The organism is Streptomyces sp. NPDC058741 (genome assembly GCF_042746715.1).
Lineage (GTDB): Bacteria > Actinomycetota > Actinomycetes > Streptomycetales > Streptomycetaceae > Streptomyces.
The window spans coordinates 244,501-259,763 of sequence record NZ_JBHYQH010000002.1 but is presented as its reverse complement, the minus strand read 5'-3'; the positions used below and the strand labels follow the sequence as shown (position 1 = coordinate 259,763).

At 66.8% G+C, this 15,263-nt stretch carries 20 protein-coding genes; all 20 read left to right on the top strand.

Annotated features, from left to right (window positions below):
• The first annotated feature begins 30 nt into the window (after positions 1–30).
• The 20 genes from ACFW6P_RS02690 to rplE all read left to right on the top strand — a co-directional run bounded on the left by ACFW6P_RS02690 (position 31) and on the right by rplE (position 15,259).
• A complete protein-coding gene (locus tag ACFW6P_RS02690) occupies positions 31–906 on the top strand; it encodes a helix-turn-helix domain-containing protein (RefSeq protein ID WP_386422773.1) in 876 nt (291 codons plus the stop codon).
• On the top strand, positions 903–1,112 hold the full coding sequence (locus ACFW6P_RS02685) for a DUF397 domain-containing protein (protein ID WP_386349651.1): 210 nt from the start codon (positions 903–905) through the stop codon (positions 1,110–1,112). Before ACFW6P_RS02690 ends, ACFW6P_RS02685 begins: the two co-directional genes overlap by 4 nt.
• Positions 1,113–1,330: 218 nt before the next feature.
• Positions 1,331–5,989, top strand: coding sequence for an RHS repeat-associated core domain-containing protein (locus tag ACFW6P_RS02680; RefSeq protein ID WP_386349654.1), 4,659 nt, complete (start codon positions 1,331–1,333; stop codon positions 5,987–5,989).
• Positions 5,977–6,489 (top strand): hypothetical protein, encoded by a 513-nt coding sequence (locus ACFW6P_RS02675; RefSeq protein ID WP_386422771.1) that lies wholly within the window; start codon positions 5,977–5,979, stop codon positions 6,487–6,489. Before ACFW6P_RS02680 ends, ACFW6P_RS02675 begins: the two co-directional genes overlap by 13 nt.
• 408 nt (positions 6,490–6,897) lie before the next feature.
• Complete coding sequence (locus ACFW6P_RS02670) at positions 6,898–7,407, top strand: hypothetical protein (RefSeq protein WP_386422770.1); 510 nt, start codon at positions 6,898–6,900, stop codon at positions 7,405–7,407.
• Positions 7,408–7,651: 244 nt separating this feature from the next.
• Complete coding sequence (locus ACFW6P_RS02665; RefSeq protein ID WP_386349662.1) at positions 7,652–8,056, top strand: hypothetical protein; 405 nt, start codon at positions 7,652–7,654, stop codon at positions 8,054–8,056.
• A gap of 473 nt (positions 8,057–8,529) precedes the next feature.
• Positions 8,530–8,838 (top strand): 30S ribosomal protein S10, encoded by a 309-nt coding sequence (rpsJ, locus tag ACFW6P_RS02660; RefSeq protein WP_003948644.1) that lies wholly within the window; start codon positions 8,530–8,532, stop codon positions 8,836–8,838.
• Between the two features lie 17 nt (positions 8,839–8,855).
• A complete protein-coding gene (gene rplC / locus ACFW6P_RS02655; protein WP_010036739.1) occupies positions 8,856–9,500 on the top strand; it encodes a 50S ribosomal protein L3 in 645 nt (214 codons plus the stop codon).
• 4 nt (positions 9,501–9,504) lie between these two features.
• Positions 9,505–10,161 (top strand): 50S ribosomal protein L4, encoded by a 657-nt coding sequence (gene rplD, locus ACFW6P_RS02650; protein WP_386349665.1) that lies wholly within the window; start codon positions 9,505–9,507, stop codon positions 10,159–10,161.
• Positions 10,161–10,580, top strand: a complete 420-nt coding sequence (gene rplW / locus ACFW6P_RS02645; RefSeq protein WP_356442902.1) for a 50S ribosomal protein L23 — start codon at positions 10,161–10,163, stop codon at positions 10,578–10,580. The genes rplD and rplW overlap by 1 nt, the downstream gene beginning before the upstream one ends.
• 38 nt (positions 10,581–10,618) lie before the next feature.
• Positions 10,619–11,455: a 50S ribosomal protein L2 gene (gene rplB / locus ACFW6P_RS02640; RefSeq protein ID WP_386349669.1), complete on the top strand. Its 837-nt coding sequence runs from the start codon at positions 10,619–10,621 to the stop codon at positions 11,453–11,455.
• Positions 11,456–11,467: 12 nt separating this feature from the next.
• A complete protein-coding gene (gene rpsS, locus ACFW6P_RS02635) occupies positions 11,468–11,749 on the top strand; it encodes a 30S ribosomal protein S19 (RefSeq protein WP_053759516.1) in 282 nt (93 codons plus the stop codon).
• A gap of 44 nt (positions 11,750–11,793) precedes the next feature.
• A complete protein-coding gene (rplV, locus tag ACFW6P_RS02630) occupies positions 11,794–12,141 on the top strand; it encodes a 50S ribosomal protein L22 (RefSeq protein WP_386349673.1) in 348 nt (115 codons plus the stop codon).
• Positions 12,141–12,965 (top strand): 30S ribosomal protein S3, encoded by an 825-nt coding sequence (gene rpsC, locus ACFW6P_RS02625; RefSeq protein ID WP_030233882.1) that lies wholly within the window; start codon positions 12,141–12,143, stop codon positions 12,963–12,965. The genes rplV and rpsC overlap by 1 nt, the downstream gene beginning before the upstream one ends.
• 5 nt (positions 12,966–12,970) lie before the next feature.
• Complete coding sequence (gene rplP / locus ACFW6P_RS02620; RefSeq protein WP_386349676.1) at positions 12,971–13,390, top strand: 50S ribosomal protein L16; 420 nt, start codon at positions 12,971–12,973, stop codon at positions 13,388–13,390.
• Positions 13,390–13,614 (top strand): 50S ribosomal protein L29, encoded by a 225-nt coding sequence (gene rpmC / locus ACFW6P_RS02615; protein WP_121894850.1) that lies wholly within the window; start codon positions 13,390–13,392, stop codon positions 13,612–13,614. The genes rplP and rpmC overlap by 1 nt, the downstream gene beginning before the upstream one ends.
• A complete protein-coding gene (gene rpsQ / locus ACFW6P_RS02610; RefSeq protein WP_386349680.1) occupies positions 13,614–13,904 on the top strand; it encodes a 30S ribosomal protein S17 in 291 nt (96 codons plus the stop codon). Before rpmC ends, rpsQ begins: the two co-directional genes overlap by 1 nt.
• Positions 13,905–14,007: 103 nt before the next feature.
• On the top strand, positions 14,008–14,376 hold the full coding sequence (rplN, locus tag ACFW6P_RS02605) for a 50S ribosomal protein L14 (protein ID WP_003998823.1): 369 nt from the start codon (positions 14,008–14,010) through the stop codon (positions 14,374–14,376).
• Positions 14,377–14,378: 2 nt separating this feature from the next.
• Complete coding sequence (rplX, locus tag ACFW6P_RS02600) at positions 14,379–14,702, top strand: 50S ribosomal protein L24 (RefSeq protein ID WP_010036713.1); 324 nt, start codon at positions 14,379–14,381, stop codon at positions 14,700–14,702.
• On the top strand, positions 14,702–15,259 hold the full coding sequence (rplE, locus tag ACFW6P_RS02595) for a 50S ribosomal protein L5 (RefSeq protein ID WP_031118789.1): 558 nt from the start codon (positions 14,702–14,704) through the stop codon (positions 15,257–15,259). Before rplX ends, rplE begins: the two co-directional genes overlap by 1 nt.
• The last annotated feature ends 4 nt before the right edge of the window (positions 15,260–15,263 follow it).

Genomic DNA, 15,263 nt, shown 5'->3' with positions numbered 1-15,263 from the left:
AGCGCGACGGTACGGCGGAGGGGCGGTGCGATGACGGTCGACGGGACAGCGGTGCGGCTCAAGAGCGAGGCGGACGAGCCGGGTTGGGAGGTGGATCCAGACGACGAGTGGGGGCTGGCGGTCATCGCCACGGTCGGGCGGCAGCTGAAGCTGCGGCGGGACGCGGTGGGGATGCGCGCCGGCGAGTTCGGGACGGCGGTCGGGTACGGCGAGGACCTCGTCGACAAGATCGAGGGCGGGAAGCGCATCCCTCGGTTCGAGTACCTGGACAAGGCCGACGAGGTGCTGAACGCCGGTGGGCTCATCGCGGCGATGAAGGAGGACGTGAAGAAGGTCCGGTACCCGAAGAAGGTGCGGGACCTGGCGCAGATGGAGGCTCGGGCGGTCGAGATCGGTGTGTATGAGTGCTGCAATATCGCTGGTCTGCTGCAGACACCCGAGCACGCTCGCGCCCTGCTGGAGTCTTGGCAGCCCGCCTACGCGCCGGAGGACCTGGAACGCCGGGTGGCCGCCCGTGTGGCCCGGCAGGCCGTGTACCAGCGGTCGCCCGCGCCCGCGCTCAGCTTCGTCCTGGAAGAGGCGACGCTGCGCCGAAGGGTCGGAGGCACAATGGTGCGGCGACAGCAGTTCGAACGCTTGCTGGAGGTAGGGCGGTTGAACAACGTCACCCTCCAGGTGATGCCGATGGACAGCGCACCCCACCCCGGCATGAGCGGCAGGATCGAAGTGCTGAAGTTCGAGGACGGAACGGCGGTGGGGCGCTCCGACGGCGCGTTCAACGGACGCCCGACGCCCGACGCCAAGCAGCTTCGCATTCTTGAGCTGCGGTACGGCACCATCCGGGCGCTGGCTCTCCCTCCACGGGAGTCGCTGGCGCTGATCGAGCAACTGCTGGGAGAGACATGATCCGCAAGCTCACTGCCAGGGACGGCTCTGAACTGGCCTGGTTCAAGAGCAGTTACAGCAGCGGCCCCGACGGCGACTCCTGCGTCGAGATCGCCATAGCCTCCGGTGCCGTCCACGTCCGCGACTCGAAGGACGTCGCAGGGCCGCGACTGGCGCTCAAGCCCGAGGCGTGGTCGGACTTCGTGACGTACGCCGCGCGGAGCTGACCGCTGCGCGCTCGTGCCCCGCTCCGGTCGTACCGGGAGCGGGGCACGTGGGCAAGGCCGGGCCGGACTGCTGTCGACCAGGCGTGCCGCGGAGACTTCTGTGAGCGCCGCCTTCCGCCTGATTCTCCTGCCGATCTTTTCGTCCGACGCATGTGGCTTGTAAGTTCACACATGCATACGGTTGTTGACAGTGGTGTGCTGGTGACGGGGGTTGCGGCATGGCGGGGCACAGGCCGACGGATTGGCATGTCCTGGACCTGGACAAAGATCCGACGCCGGGTGATCCGCAGCGGGTGCGCACGCTCGCCAAGACGCTGCACGACTTCGCCGACGACGTCTCCGAGGCGCTGCGTCTGGTCAAGGGCATGGCGGGGGAGGGCACGCTTCTTGAGTGGGCGGGCAAGTCGGCGGACGTCTTCAAGGAGGACTTCGCGGACGTCCCGAAGAACCTCAAGAAGCTGAAGAAGTCGTACGAGATGTGCGGAGACGCGCTGGCGGACTACTGGCCGAAGCTGGAGCGGGCGCAGTCGCTGGCGGACAAGGCCTTGCGTAAGGGCCGTGAGGCGCGGGACGACCTCTCCTCGGCCCAGTCGCGCCTCACCTCGGCCGATTCGTGGGTGACGCGGGCAGGCAAGGAGGCGGACAAGTACAAGGACGATCCGACGGGCAGCAAGTCGGACGCGGACAAGCCGGACGAGGCGAAGGTGCGTGCCGCGGCGCGGGACGTGCAGCACGCGAAGTCCGCCCAGACGAAGGCCCAGTCGGACGTCTCCGACGCGCAGGGTGCGCTCGCCGCGGCGAAGAAGATGGCCGAGGACGCGCGCAAGATGCGCGAGGAGGCCGCGCGGGAGGCGAAGTCGAAGATCGACGAGGCCTCGGACGCGGGGATTCAGAACCGGTCGTGGTGGGAGGAGGTCGGCGACTGGTTCGTCGACAACTGGGACACCATCGTCGCGGTGTGCAAGGTCGTCGTGGCGGTGGTCGGGATCGTCGCGATGATCATCGGGGGGCCGATCCTGGGCGCGATCGTGCTGATCGCGGCCGCGGTCGTGCTTGCGGACACGCTCTACAAGTATTCCAAGGGGCAAGCGTCTCTATGGGACGTGGGGTTGGCGGCCCTGGACTGCATACCTGGCATGAAGGGGCTGACGACCCTCGGCGGCTTGGCCAAGGGCATGAAGGCGTTCGGAAAGGTCGGCCTCAAGGGCATGGCGCAGGGGGTCAGGGGTCTGGGCAGGTCCCTGAGAGGCGGTGCGGGCGACCTCGTCAAGCGGGCAAAGGCGCTTGCGGGACGCTGTCCAGGCGGTGACCCCGTCGACATGGTCACCGGAGAAATGCTGATGTACGACACCGACGTCGAACTCTCCGGGATCCTGTCGCTGGTGCTGAAGCGCACCCACATCTCCACGTACCGGGAAGGCCGGTGGTTCGGAAAATCCTGGGCGTCCACGCTGGACGAGCGGGTCGAACTCGACGGTGAGGGCGTGCTCTTCGCCGGCGAGGACGGCATGATTCTCGCGTATCCCGTGCCTCAGCCGGGCGAGCCGGCCATGCCTTTGGAAGGCCCTCGGTGGCCGTTGGAATGGGACGGTCGGCAGTACGGCACCCTGCGCATCCACGACCCGGCCCTCGGCGTTACGCGTCACTTCACCGCGATCGCAGAGCCGCTGCCGGACATGCCGTACACGCTGGCTCTCTCCGCGATGACGGACCGCAACGACAACCGCATCGACATCGACCGGAACGCTCACGGTGCGCCTACCGCCGTCCGGCACTCCGGCGGTTACCACGTTACGGTCGAGACGACGGACGGTCTGGTGACGTGCCTGCGTCTGAGGGACGGATCTGCTGACGACGGCGCCACGACGCTGCTGCGCTACGCGTACTCGCCCGACCGGAACCTCACGGAGATCTACAACTCCTCCGGCCTGCCCTTCCGGCTCGAGTACGACGACCGTGCCCGCATCGTCTCCTGGACCGACCGCAACGGCAGCTGGTACCGGTTCAGATATGACGGTGAGGACCGCTGTGTGGCCGGACAGGGTGCCGACGGCTTCCTGAACTGCGCCATCGCCTATGACCCAGTGCAACGCCGGACGACGTACACGAACTCGCTCGGCCACGCGCTTCGCTACGAGTACAACGAGTTTCTGCAGCTCGTCCGGGTGACGGACCCCCTCGGCCGACGAGAGTCGCTCGAATGGGACCGTCACGGACGGTTGCTCAAGCAGATCGACCCGGTGGGACGCGAGACGGCGTACACCTACGACGATGCAGGCAACGTCACGTCGATCACCGGTCCCGACGGCCGCCGGGCCACCGCCACCTACAACGAGTGGCACCTGCCCGTCATGACCGTCGGTGGCGACGGGGCCGTGCGCACGTACACCTATGACGAGCGAGGGAACCGTACGTCCGTGGTGGAACCGCAGGGCGCCGAGACCCGTTTCCGCTACGGCCCTGGTGGAGCTCTCACCGCGATCACCGATCCCATGGGCGCGACCATGTCCCTGGTCACGAACTCCGCCGGGCTTCCGATCCGGGTCACCAGTGACACGGGTGCAGTCGTCGAGTATTCCCGGGATGCATTCGGCCGCATCGACACGATGACGGACCCGTTGGCGGGAGTCACCCGGATCCTCTGGACTCCGGAGGGCAGGAGGCGGAAGAGGATCGCCGCCGACGGGGGTGTGGAGACCTGGACCTGGGACCCTGAGGGAAACCTCATCGTGTACACCGACGCTGCAGGGGCGACCACCAGGTCGACGTACACCCACTTCGACCTCTTGACGAGCAGAACGGATCCCGCCGGCGCGACTCTCCGTTTCGATTACGACACCGAGCTGCGGCTCATCGCCGTCACCAACACCCACGGGCTGACCTGGAGCTACGTCTACGACGCGGCGGGGCAGCTCGTCGGGGAACAGGATTTCGACGGACGCTCGCTCACCTATGTCCACGACGAGGTGGGCCGTCTGATCCGACAGGTGAACGGCGCCGGAGAAGCGGTCGCATACGTGCGCGACGTGGTCGGCAACATCATCGAGAAGCGGGTCGGGGACGCGACCACCATCTTCCGCTACGACTCTTTCGGTCTGCTGAAGGAGGCGCTCTCGTCCGGAGTACGCCTCGCCTACCGGCACGACGAGTACGGCCGTGTCACGGAGGAGACCGTCAACGGGCGGACCAGCACCTTCCGTTATGACCTCGCCGGTCGCCGCACCGCACGCCTGACCCCTTCCGGAGCGCTGAGCAGCTGGTCGTACGCCCCGGACGGGCTGCCGCGGGAACTGGCTGCCTTCGACCACTCCCTGCGCTTCTCCCACGACGCTGCGGGCAGGGAGACGGAGGTCAGGCTGGACCAGGCGCTGACGCTCCGGCAGGAATGGGACGCGATGCACCGGCTGCGCAGGCAGACGGTACTCTCCGCCGGTACCGCGGGCCCCGCCCTCCCGGGGACGACGCCTGTTGACCGCCACTACGTCCATGCTGCGGGCGGCCCTGTCGAGACGATCGACGCCCGAGCAGGCAGGAAGCGCTACGAGCTGGACGCGAAGGGCCGGGCCACCGGTGTTCGTGCGGAATCCTGGAGCGAGAGCTACGCGTACGACTCCGGCGGACGGCTGATCTCCTCCCATCGGGACCAGGGCGCAGGCGCCGGGGGCGAACTTCCACAGCGCTACGAGTACTCCGGAAACCGCCTGACGAGAGCCGGCCGCATCAACTACACCTACGACGCCCAGGGCAGGGTGGTCCGGCGGACGAGGAGAACTCTCTCGGGGCAGAGGAAGAGCTGGGCCTACACCTGGAACGCCGAAGACCGGCTGACCGGTCTCGTCACCCCGGACGGAACGACCTGGCGCTACACGTACGACCCTCTGGGGCGCCGAATATCCAAAGAACGTCTGGACTCCTCCCGAGAAGTCGTCGAGGCTGTCTTCTTCGTCTGGGACGGCACGCGGCTGGCGGAGGAGATACGCGACGCCGGGCCCGGGAACCGCAGCGCCATCACTTGGGAGTACGTGCCCGACAGCCACCGCGCGATAGCGCAGAGCCGTCGTGAGTGGCTTCGTGACGCGCCGCAGGACGAGGTCGACCGGAGATTCCGTCTTATTGTGGGTGATCTCGCGGGAACCCCGCTGGAAATGCTCTCGCCGGATGGCAGGACCACCTGGAAGAACGAGTCAGGCCTGTGGGGTGCGCTAGAAGGCATGCACTCATCGGAAGAGCACTGTCGACTTGGATTTCCCGGTCAATACTTCGATGCCGAGAGCGAACTCCACTACAACTGCTTCCGTTATTACGACCCGCACTCGGCCCGATACATCTCGCCGGATCCACTGGGCCTCGCGGCCGGGCCGGACCAGTACGCGTACGTGGTCAACCCCATGGTGTGGTCCGACCCGCTGGGACTCCAGTCCTGCCCCACCTTCAAGGGGCTGGCCTGGATGACCGACAAGATGCTGAAGCGTCCCTCGTTCAGATACCAGCGCGTCGTGTCCGGTGTCGACTACGAACAGATCTGGAAGCTCTCCGACGGCCGGGCGGTGCATATGGACGGCGGTCCGACCAACGGCTGGATCATGGAAGCCAAGTTCACCGGGGGTCGAGAAAGCGAATGGGCCAAGTCCGCCTACAATCCCGAGAGCTCCCTTTACAACGAGAAGAAGATCACCGACCAGGCTGCCAAGCTTTTGCAGATGAACGAGGAACTGGGCGGGAAGGGGGTCCGCTATGCCATTTCGAACGAGGCGGGTGCAGCTCACTTCCGGGAGGTGCTTGGTACCCATTTCCCGGAAGCAATGGCAAATGGTACGCTGGCGGTCTTTCATGTACCCGGCAATGGTATGAGTGGAATGAGTAAATGGTTGACGTAAGTGCGGAATTGGTTCAGCTGTCCGGGCTTGACGAACTCACGGGCCCTGCGACGGCCGCCGTCCTCTCGGCCGGGGGGTGGGTGGGCGAGCGCAGGAACCCGGCGAAGGAGTGGGCGACGACCTGGCGCCGGGGCGACGCGCACGCGTGGATTCAGGGCGACGGCCCGGTGGAGGTCGAGTTCACCCTCTGGCACCGGGAGGTCGAGGACGAATGGCCCGACCCTGACACCTACATCGACGACTTGTACGACGCCGCTTCCGCCGAGCTTCCTCGCGTGATCACCCAGCTGGAATCCGGAGCGCTCGGCACGCGACTCCAGGCCGTCGACGAGGACCTCACGGACGGGGCGGATTACATCGACCACACGGCATGGCGCATCGGGGACAAGGTGCTCCTGGCCGGCGTCAAGCATGACGACACCGAGGCGCCCGTCCAGCTGGTGGTCCTGCTGCGTGCTTACGGCACGGGAGAGCAAGAAGACCAGGAAGAGTGGCTTTGACGCGCCCCGCGCGCTCCCCGCGGCACATGTGCGACTGACGGTGCGCGCCGTGCAGGCGTCCGTGGACACAGGGCTCGTGTTCCGAGCCCCATGGGGTCCGAGCTGCACGACCTCAGCGCTTCGGAGGCCTGGGGCATGACCGGCCCCAGGCCTCCGAGCGTCCCTTCACTGTCCGGAGCCGCCGCTCAGAGGAGTACCCGGCCATGGAATACCCGCCCGGGCTGAGAAGTCGTCTCTCTTGGTGAGAGGGCGCCGGGCATCATGACCACCGGTAGAGGTCACTGTGAGGGACGAGTACGGCAGGTGTCTCAAGGCGTAACAGCGGCTCTGACCGAGCTGTGGCAGCAGCACTGGCCCAACTGCCCTCCGGTCGGGTACAAGCTCCGCGACCCGTATCGAAATGTCTGGGTGCGCTTCCGCAGCCTGCCGGAGTCGAAGCGATACCCGAAAGACACGAGCGAGTACACCGTCGTTCTGGAGCGGTACAACACCGTCCTCGATGAGTTGTTCGCCGGTGGGGACGTCTACGTGATCACCCCGATGTGGGCAAACGAAGCCGAGGTTCCGCCATGCCAGCCAGATGCTGGTTACTGGCAGACCCTGCTGGTGAAGGACGATCCAGACCCGGAGTTCCGTACCTACTGCCACCTCTTCGCCGCCCGCCGGCCCTGGCGATACGGCTGCCTCGACGAACTGCTCCGTGACATCGCGGACGACAAGGTGGCGGGAGTCCTCATCACTGACACCCAGATCGGACGCTTCACCCCAGTCGGCGGCACCACGTGCCGGAACAGCACCCACAACTCGTCTCCGTTCTCCAGAGAAGTCGTGCAGGACTTCGTGACATCCTTCACCCCGCACCATTCACCTCTTAGGTCTGTCCTTCCATGGGAGGCAACGGAAGCTGCAGAGCATTGATGACCCGCCGGCGGCCCTGCTTCGGCTCACCGCTCTTGCAGCCCGACCTGACGCTGACGACGGGGAACGAGAGCGCAGGAGGAGCATGAGAGGCGGAGTGAGGGATGTGGGCGGAGCACGGCATGGTCGGTCTCGGCACGGCGACCCCCGGCCTCCCCGCGACATCTTCCGGGCCGCCCCCGAAAGTCGCGCCGCGTGGGCTGAGTTCTCCCCGTCCGTTCTGGAGGCGATCGCCCGGTGTGACGTGGAGCGGCTGGAGGTGGAGCGGTCGCGCGTCGCACCCCACCTCCGGGAGAAGATCACGAGTCCCACGTACTCGGTCGCCGACCGCTTCGCCTCCTGGGAACGCCTGGTGCGCCAGATGGAGCCCGGCTGGTCGAGCGACGAGTTCTACCCCGTCAGCGCCTACGGCAACGACCTCGACTCCCGGGACGCCCTGGACGAGGTGATGCGTGCGTTGCCGCCGGAGGCGGGCGAGGGAGCGCTCGGGCAGTTGCTCGCTGGTCTGGACGCCCGCTTCCGTGCCGCCACCGTCCCGGATCCGGAGCGTTCACTCCGCCCCTGGGTGCGCCCGACGCACGAGAGGCCGGAAGCGGAACTCCGCTGGTGGTGGAAGCGCAAGCCGGTACGCGTTCCCTGGGCCGAGTGACGTCCGGCCAGGGGAAGGAGACCGGGGGCGAGGCCCGGGCCCTGCGCCCTTGTGTTTGACCTTCGTCACCCCCCGGGTATTCTCTCCGGCCCGATTGGCGTAGCCGCCGCCCCTTATGGCAGACTGTCCGAGTTGCTCGGTCGAGTGTTGATGCTGCGCGCCTCCCGCCGGGGGGACCGGAAGCGAGTCCCACAGTACTCGTCGCCCTAACTGCCACACGGCAGCGCTGGGGCGGACGTACGGGAATCTTCCGGGAAGTGTCAGCGCGGCACCGGCCAGGCACCCGGTGGGCCTTCGCCCCCGGCTCACGGTTCCGGCAGGGCCGTGTGCAATCCCGCAGGGATGTTCGGACAAGGGACATCTGTGTCAGCGGGAGCGCGACACGCCCGACCGCGTGGGTCGGAAGAACGAAGGCAGCGGAAGGAATCCACCGGGTTCCAGAGCGTGAGAAGAGACAGGACTACTGAGTAGCCATGGCGGGACAGAAGATCCGCATCCGGCTCAAGGCCTACGACCACGAGGTCATCGACAGCTCGGCGAAGAAGATCGTCGAGACGGTGACGCGTACTGGTGCGTCGGTCGCGGGCCCGGTGCCGCTGCCCACTGAGAAGAACGTGTACTGCGTCATCAAGTCGCCGCACAAGTACAAGGACTCGCGCGAGCACTTCGAGATGCGCACGCACAAGCGCCTGATCGACATCCTCGACCCGACCCCCAAGACCGTTGACTCTCTGATGCGACTCGACCTCCCGGCCGGTGTCGACATCGAGATCAAGCTCTGAGGCCGGTGATCTGAGAGATGGCTAAGCAGATCAAGGGCATCCTGGGCGAGAAGCTCGGTATGACGCAGGTGTGGGACGCGAACAACCGTGTTGTTCCGGTCACCGTCGTCAAGGCCGGGCCGAACGTCGTCACCCAGGTCCGTACGAACGATGTCGACGGCTACGAGTCCGTCCAGATCGCCTTCGGCGAGATCGACCCGCGCAAGGTGAACAAGCCCCTCAAGGGCCACTTCGCCAAGGCCGACGTCACTCCCCGTCGCCACCTCGTCGAGATCCGCACCGCGGACGCCTCCGAGTACACGCTGGGCCAGGAGATCACCGCTGAGGTGTTCGAGGCCGGCGTGAAGGTCGACGTGACCGGCAAGAGCAAGGGCAAGGGCTTCGCCGGTGTCATGAAGCGCCACAACTTCCGTGGCCTCGGCGCCGGACACGGCACCCAGCGCAAGCACCGCTCCCCCGGTTCCATCGGTGGCTGCGCCACCCCGGGCCGTGTGTTCAAGGGCCTCCGCATGGCGGGTCGCATGGGCAACGAGCGGGTCACCACCCAGAACCTGACCGTCCACGCCGTTGACGCGGAGAAGGGTCTGCTGCTCATCAAGGGCGCGGTTCCCGGTCCGAACGGCGGCCTCGTCCTGGTCCGCACCGCGGCCAAGGGGGCCTGAGGTAATGAGCACTGTTGACATCCTTTCGCCGGCGGGCGACAAGGCCGGTTCCGTCGAGCTCCCCGCGGAGATCTTCGACGTCGAGAAGGTCAGCATCCCGCTGATCCACCAGGTCGTCGTCGCGCAGCTGGCCGCTGCCCGCCAGGGCACGCACAAGACCAAGACCCGTGGCGAGGTCCGCGGCGGTGGCAGGAAGCCGTACCGCCAGAAGGGCACCGGTCGCGCCCGTCAGGGCTCGACCCGCGCGCCGCAGTTCGCCGGTGGTGGCGTCGTGCACGGTCCCGTGCCGCGTGACTACTCGCAGCGGACCCCGAAGAAGATGAAGGCTGCCGCGCTGCGTCACGCCCTCACCGACCGGGCCCGCCACAACCGCATCCACGTCGTCTCCGGCGTGGTCGAGGGCGACAGCCCCTCGACGAAGGCCGCCCGGACGCTGTTCGGCAAGATCTCGGAGCGCAAGAACCTGCTCCTGGTCGTCGACCGCGCCGACGAGGCCGCGTGGCTGTCCGCCCGCAACCTGCCCCAGGTCCACATCCTGGAGCCGGGCCAGCTGAACACGTACGACGTTCTCGTCTCGGACGACGTGGTCTTCACCAAGGCCGCCTTCGAGTCCTTCGTGTCCGGCCCGAAGGCCAATGACACCGAAGGGAGCGAGGTCTGATGGCTATCCGTCACCCCGCAATCGCCTCCAAGGCGGCGAAGAAGGCCAAGGCCGCGCGCGTCGCCAAGGCGCGCCGCCACGCCGCCGAGGGCAAGAACACCGTCGAGACCCCGCTGAGCAAGTCCTTCACGGACCACCGTGACGTGCTGCTCAAGCCGGTCGTCTCCGAGAAGAGCTACGCGCTTCTCGACGAGGGCAAGTACACGTTCATCGTGGACCCGAGCGCCAACAAGACCCAGATCAAGCAGGCCGTCCAGGCGGTCTTCTCGGTCAAGGTCACCGGGGTCAACACGATCAACCGCCAGGGCAAGCGCAAGCGGACCCGCACCGGCTTCGGCCAGCGCGCGTCGACCAAGCGCGCGATCGTGACCCTCGCCGAGGGCGACCGTATCGACATCTTCGGCGGTCCGACCGCGTAAGCGGGTCGGATCGTCCGATATCGGACGAGGACTGAGAAATGGGAATCCGCAAGTACAAGCCGACTACGCCGGGCCGCCGTGGCTCCAGCGTCGCCGACTTCGTCGAGGTCACGCGGTCCACGCCGGAGAAGTCGTTGGTCCGCCCCCTGCACAGCAAGGGTGGCCGTAACAACTCCGGTCGTGTGACCGTCCGCCACCAGGGCGGTGGCCACAAGCGCGCCTACCGCGTGATCGACTTCCGTCGTCACGACAAGGACGGCGTGCCGGCGAAGGTCGCGCACATCGAGTACGACCCCAACCGCACCGCGCGCATCGCGCTCCTGCACTACGCGGACGGCGAGAAGCGCTACATCCTCGCGCCCCGTGGCCTCGGCCAGGGCGACCGCGTGGAGAACGGCCCCGGGGCCGACATCAAGCCGGGCAACAACCTCGCCCTGCGCAACATCCCGGTCGGTACCACGCTGCACGCCATCGAGCTGCGTCCGGGCGGCGGCGCGAAGTTCGCCCGCTCCGCCGGCGCCTCGGTGCAGCTGCTCGCGAAGGAGGGCCAGATGGCCCACCTGCGCATGCCGTCCGGTGAGATCCGCCTGGTCGACGTCCGCTGCCGCGCCACTGTGGGCGAGGTCGGCAACGCCGAGCAGAGCAACATCAACTGGGGCAAGGCGGGCCGTAAGCGGTGGCTGGGCGTTCGCCCGACCGTCCGTGGTGTGGTCATGAACCCGGTCGACCACCCGCACGGTGGTGGTGAGGGCCGGACCTCCGGTGGTCGTCACCCTGTGTCCCCGTGGGGCAAGAAGGAAGGCCGTACTCGTTCGCCCAAGAAGGCGTCGAACAAGTACATCGTCCGCCGCCGCAAGACGAACAAGAAGCGCTAAGGACGGGTTGAGATGCCTCGTAGCTTGAAGAAGGGGCCCTTCGTCGACGACCACCTGATGAAGAAGGTGGACGCCCAGAACGAAGCCGGCACCAAGAACGTCATCAAGACCTGGTCCCGTCGCTCGATGATCGTGCCGGCCATGCTCGGCCACACGCTCGCGGTGCACAACGGCAAGACCCACATTCCGGTGTTCGTCACCGAGTCGATGGTCGGCCACAAGCTCGGCGAGTTCTCGCCGACCCGCACCTTCCGGGGCCACGTCAAGGACGACCGGAAGTCGAAGCGCCGCTAGTCGGCGGGGTGCAATCGACCATGACAGACACTGGAAGGACAACCATGGAAGCCAGGGCCCAGGCGCGGTACATCCGCGTCACGCCCATGAAGGCCCGCCGCGTGGTGGACCTCATCCGTGGCCTGAACGCCACGGAGGCTCAGGCGGTCCTGCGTTTCGCCCCGCAGGCCGCGAGCGTGCCGGTCGGCAAGGTGCTGGACAGCGCCATCGCCAACGCCGCGCACAACTACGACCACACCGATGTCGACAACCTCTACATCTCCGAGGCCTACGTCGACGAGGGCCCGACCCTGAAGCGGTTCCGTCCGCGGGCCCAGGGCCGTGCCTACCGGATCCGCAAGCGGACCAGCCACATCACCGTGGTCGTCAGCAGCAAGGAAGGAACCCGGTAATGGGCCAGAAGGTAAACCCGCACGGGTTCCGGCTCGGTGTCACGACCGACTTCAAGTCGCGTTGGTACGCCGACAAGCTGTACAAGGACTACGTCAAGGAAGACGTCGCCATCCGTCGGATGATGACGTCCGGCATGGAGCGCGCCGGCATCTCCAAGGTCGAGATCGAGCGCACCCGTGACCGCGTGCGTGTGGACATCCACACCGCTCGTCCGGGCATCGTCATCGGCCGCCGCGGCGCCGAGGCCGACCGCATCCGCGGTGACCTCGAGAAGCTGACGGGCAAGCAGGTCCAGCTGAACATCCTCGAGGTCAAGAACCCCGAGACGGACGCTCAGCTCGTGGCCCAGGCCGTCGCCGAGCAGCTCTCCTCCCGCGTCTCCTTCCGCCGTGCCATGCGTAAGAGCATGCAGTCGGCGATGAAGGCAGGCGCCAAGGGCATCAAGATCCAGTGCGGTGGCCGCCTCGGCGGCGCCGAGATGTCCCGCTCGGAGTTCTACCGCGAGGGCCGCGTGCCCCTGCACACGCTCCGCGCGAACGTGGACTACGGCTTCTTCGAGGCCAAGACGACCTTCGGCCGCATCGGCGTGAAGGTCTGGATCTACAAGGGCGACGTCAAGAACATCGCCGAGGTCCGCGCCGAGAACGCCGCTGCCCGTGCGGGTAACCGCCCGGCGCGCGGCGGTGCCGACCGCCCGGCCCGTGGTGGCCGCGGTGGCGAGCGGCGCGGTCGCAAGCCGCAGCAGGCCGCCGGATCCGAGGCCCCCAAGGCCGAGGCTCCCGCGTCCGCCGCTCCGGCTGAGAGCACCGGAACGGAGGCCTGACCGACATGCTGATCCCCCGTAGGGTCAAGCACCGCAAGCAGCACCACCCCAAGCGCAACGGCATGGCCAAGGGTGGCACGCAGGTTGCGTTCGGCGAGTACGGCATCCAGGCGCTGACCCCGGCCTATGTGACGAACCGCCAGATCGAGGCCGCTCGTATCGCCATGACGCGTCACATCAAGCGTGGTGGCAAGGTCTGGATCAACATCTACCCGGACCGCCCCCTCACCAAGAAGCCGGCCGAGACCCGCATGGGTTCCGGTAAGGGTTCCCCGGAGTGGTGGGTGGCCAACGTCAAGCCCGGACGCGTGATGTTCGAGCTGTCGTACCCCAACGAGAAGATCGCGCGCGAGGCCCTGACCCGTGCGGCTCACAAGCTGCCGATGAAGTGCAAGATCGTCAAGCGCGAGGCAGGTGAAGCGTGATGTCGGCCGGTACCAAGGCGTCGGAGCTGCGCGAGCTGGGCAACGAGGAGCTTCTCGACAAGCTCCGCGAAGCCAAGGAAGAGCTGTTCAACCTCCGCTTCCAGGCGGCGACGGGCCAGCTCGAGAACCACGGTCGGCTCAAGGCCGTCCGCAAGGACATCGCGCGGATCTACACCCTGATGCGTGAGCGCGAGCTGGGCATCGAGACGGTGGAGAGCGCCTGATGAGCGAGAGCAGCAACGTGACTGAAGAGACCAGGACGGACCGCGGTTTCCGCAAGACCCGTGAGGGTCTGGTCGTCAGCGACAAGATGGACAAGACCGTCGTCGTCGCCGTCGAGGACCGCGTCAAGCACGCGCTGTACGGCAAGGTCATCCGTCGTACGAACAAGCTCAAGGCCCACGACGAGCAGAACGCCGCGGGTGTCGGCGACCGCGTCCTCCTCATGGAGACCCGGCCGCTGTCCGCGACCAAGCGCTGGCGCGTCGTCGAGATCCTCGAGAAGGCCAAGTAATCCCTCCTAGGGGGACCCCCTAGGCATCGTTCCGCCAGGCTCGGCAGGGGCCGACTTCACGGGAAGCCCCTGCCGGGAACCGGCAGACAACCAGGAGATAGACGTGATCCAGCAGGAGTCGCGACTGCGTGTCGCCGACAACACGGGTGCGAAGGAGATCCTCTGCATCCGTGTGCTCGGTGGCTCCGGTCGCCGCTACGCGGGTATCGGTGACGTCATCGTCGCCACCGTCAAGGACGCGATCCCCGGTGGCAACGTGAAGAAGGGTGACGTCGTCAAGGCGGTCATCGTTCGCACCGTCAAGGAGCGCCGCCGTCCGGACGGCTCGTACATCCGCTTCGACGAGAACGCCGCCGTCATTCTGAAGAACGACGGCGACCCTCGCGGCACCCGTATCTTCGGCCCGGTCGGCCGTGAGCTGCGCGAGAAGAAGTTCATGAAGATCATCTCCCTCGCGCCGGAGGTGCTGTGAGCATGAAGATCAAGAAGGGCGACCTGGTCCAGGTCATCACCGGTAAGGACAAGGGCAAGCAGGGCAAGGTCATCGCGGCCTTCCCCCGCGAGGACCGCGTCCTGGTCGAGGGTGTCAACCGGGTCAAGAAGCACACCAAGGCCGGTCCGACGGCTCGCGGTTCGCAGGCCGGCGGCATCGTCACCACCGAGGCGCCGATCCACGTCTCCAACGTCCAGCTGGTCGTGGAGAAGGACGGCAAGAAGGTCGTGACCCGCGTCGGTTACCGCTTCGACGACGAGGGCAACAAGATCCGCGTTGCCAAGCGGACGGGTGAGGACATCTGATGGCTACCACCACCACTCCGCGTCTGAAGCAGAAGTACCGTGAGGAGATCACGGGCAAGCTGCGTGACGAGTTCAAGTACGAGAACGTCATGCAGATCCCCGGTCTCGTCAAGATCGTGGTCAACATGGGTGTCGGCGACGCCGCCCGTGACTCGAAGCTGATCGAGGGCGCCATCCGCGACCTCACCACGATCACCGGTCAGAAGCCGGCCGTCACCAAGGCCCGCAAGTCCATCGCGCAGTTCAAGCTGCGCGAGGGGCAGCCGATCGGTGCCCACGTCACGCTCCGTGGCGACCGCATGTGGGAGTTCCTGGACCGCACCCTGTCGCTCGCGCTGCCGCGCATCCGCGACTTCCGCGGCCTGTCCCCCAAGCAGTTCGACGGCCGTGGCAACTACACCTTCGGTCTCACGGAGCAGGTCATGTTCCACGAGATCGACCAGGACAAGATCGACCGCGTCCGGGGTATGGACATCACCGTGGTGACCACGGCGACCAACGACGCTGAGGGCCGCGCGCTCCTTCGTCACCTCGGCTTCCCGTTCAAGGAGGCGTGAGCGA

What these genes read in the sequence shown, in the direction of transcription:
- ACFW6P_RS02690 (WP_386422773.1), top strand. Translation starts at nt 31, where the DNA reads ATGACGGTCGACGGGACAGCGGTGCGGCTCAAGAGCGAGGCGGACGAG.
- ACFW6P_RS02685 (WP_386349651.1), top strand. Translation starts at nt 903, where the DNA reads ATGATCCGCAAGCTCACTGCCAGGGACGGCTCTGAACTGGCCTGGTTC.
- ACFW6P_RS02680 (WP_386349654.1), top strand. Translation starts at nt 1,331, where the DNA reads ATGGCGGGGCACAGGCCGACGGATTGGCATGTCCTGGACCTGGACAAA.
- ACFW6P_RS02675 (WP_386422771.1), top strand. Translation starts at nt 5,977, where the DNA reads ATGGTTGACGTAAGTGCGGAATTGGTTCAGCTGTCCGGGCTTGACGAA.
- rpsJ (WP_003948644.1), top strand. Translation starts at nt 8,530, where the DNA reads ATGGCGGGACAGAAGATCCGCATCCGGCTCAAGGCCTACGACCACGAG.
- rplC (WP_010036739.1), top strand. Translation starts at nt 8,856, where the DNA reads ATGGCTAAGCAGATCAAGGGCATCCTGGGCGAGAAGCTCGGTATGACG.
- rplD (WP_386349665.1), top strand. Translation starts at nt 9,505, where the DNA reads ATGAGCACTGTTGACATCCTTTCGCCGGCGGGCGACAAGGCCGGTTCC.
- rplW (WP_356442902.1), top strand. Translation starts at nt 10,161, where the DNA reads ATGGCTATCCGTCACCCCGCAATCGCCTCCAAGGCGGCGAAGAAGGCC.
- rplB (WP_386349669.1), top strand. Translation starts at nt 10,619, where the DNA reads ATGGGAATCCGCAAGTACAAGCCGACTACGCCGGGCCGCCGTGGCTCC.
- rpsS (WP_053759516.1), top strand. Translation starts at nt 11,468, where the DNA reads ATGCCTCGTAGCTTGAAGAAGGGGCCCTTCGTCGACGACCACCTGATG.
- rplV (WP_386349673.1), top strand. Translation starts at nt 11,794, where the DNA reads ATGGAAGCCAGGGCCCAGGCGCGGTACATCCGCGTCACGCCCATGAAG.
- rpsC (WP_030233882.1), top strand. Translation starts at nt 12,141, where the DNA reads ATGGGCCAGAAGGTAAACCCGCACGGGTTCCGGCTCGGTGTCACGACC.
- rplP (WP_386349676.1), top strand. Translation starts at nt 12,971, where the DNA reads ATGCTGATCCCCCGTAGGGTCAAGCACCGCAAGCAGCACCACCCCAAG.
- rpmC (WP_121894850.1), top strand. Translation starts at nt 13,390, where the DNA reads ATGTCGGCCGGTACCAAGGCGTCGGAGCTGCGCGAGCTGGGCAACGAG.
- rpsQ (WP_386349680.1), top strand. Translation starts at nt 13,614, where the DNA reads ATGAGCGAGAGCAGCAACGTGACTGAAGAGACCAGGACGGACCGCGGT.
- rplX (WP_010036713.1), top strand. Translation starts at nt 14,379, where the DNA reads ATGAAGATCAAGAAGGGCGACCTGGTCCAGGTCATCACCGGTAAGGAC.
- rplE (WP_031118789.1), top strand. Translation starts at nt 14,702, where the DNA reads ATGGCTACCACCACCACTCCGCGTCTGAAGCAGAAGTACCGTGAGGAG.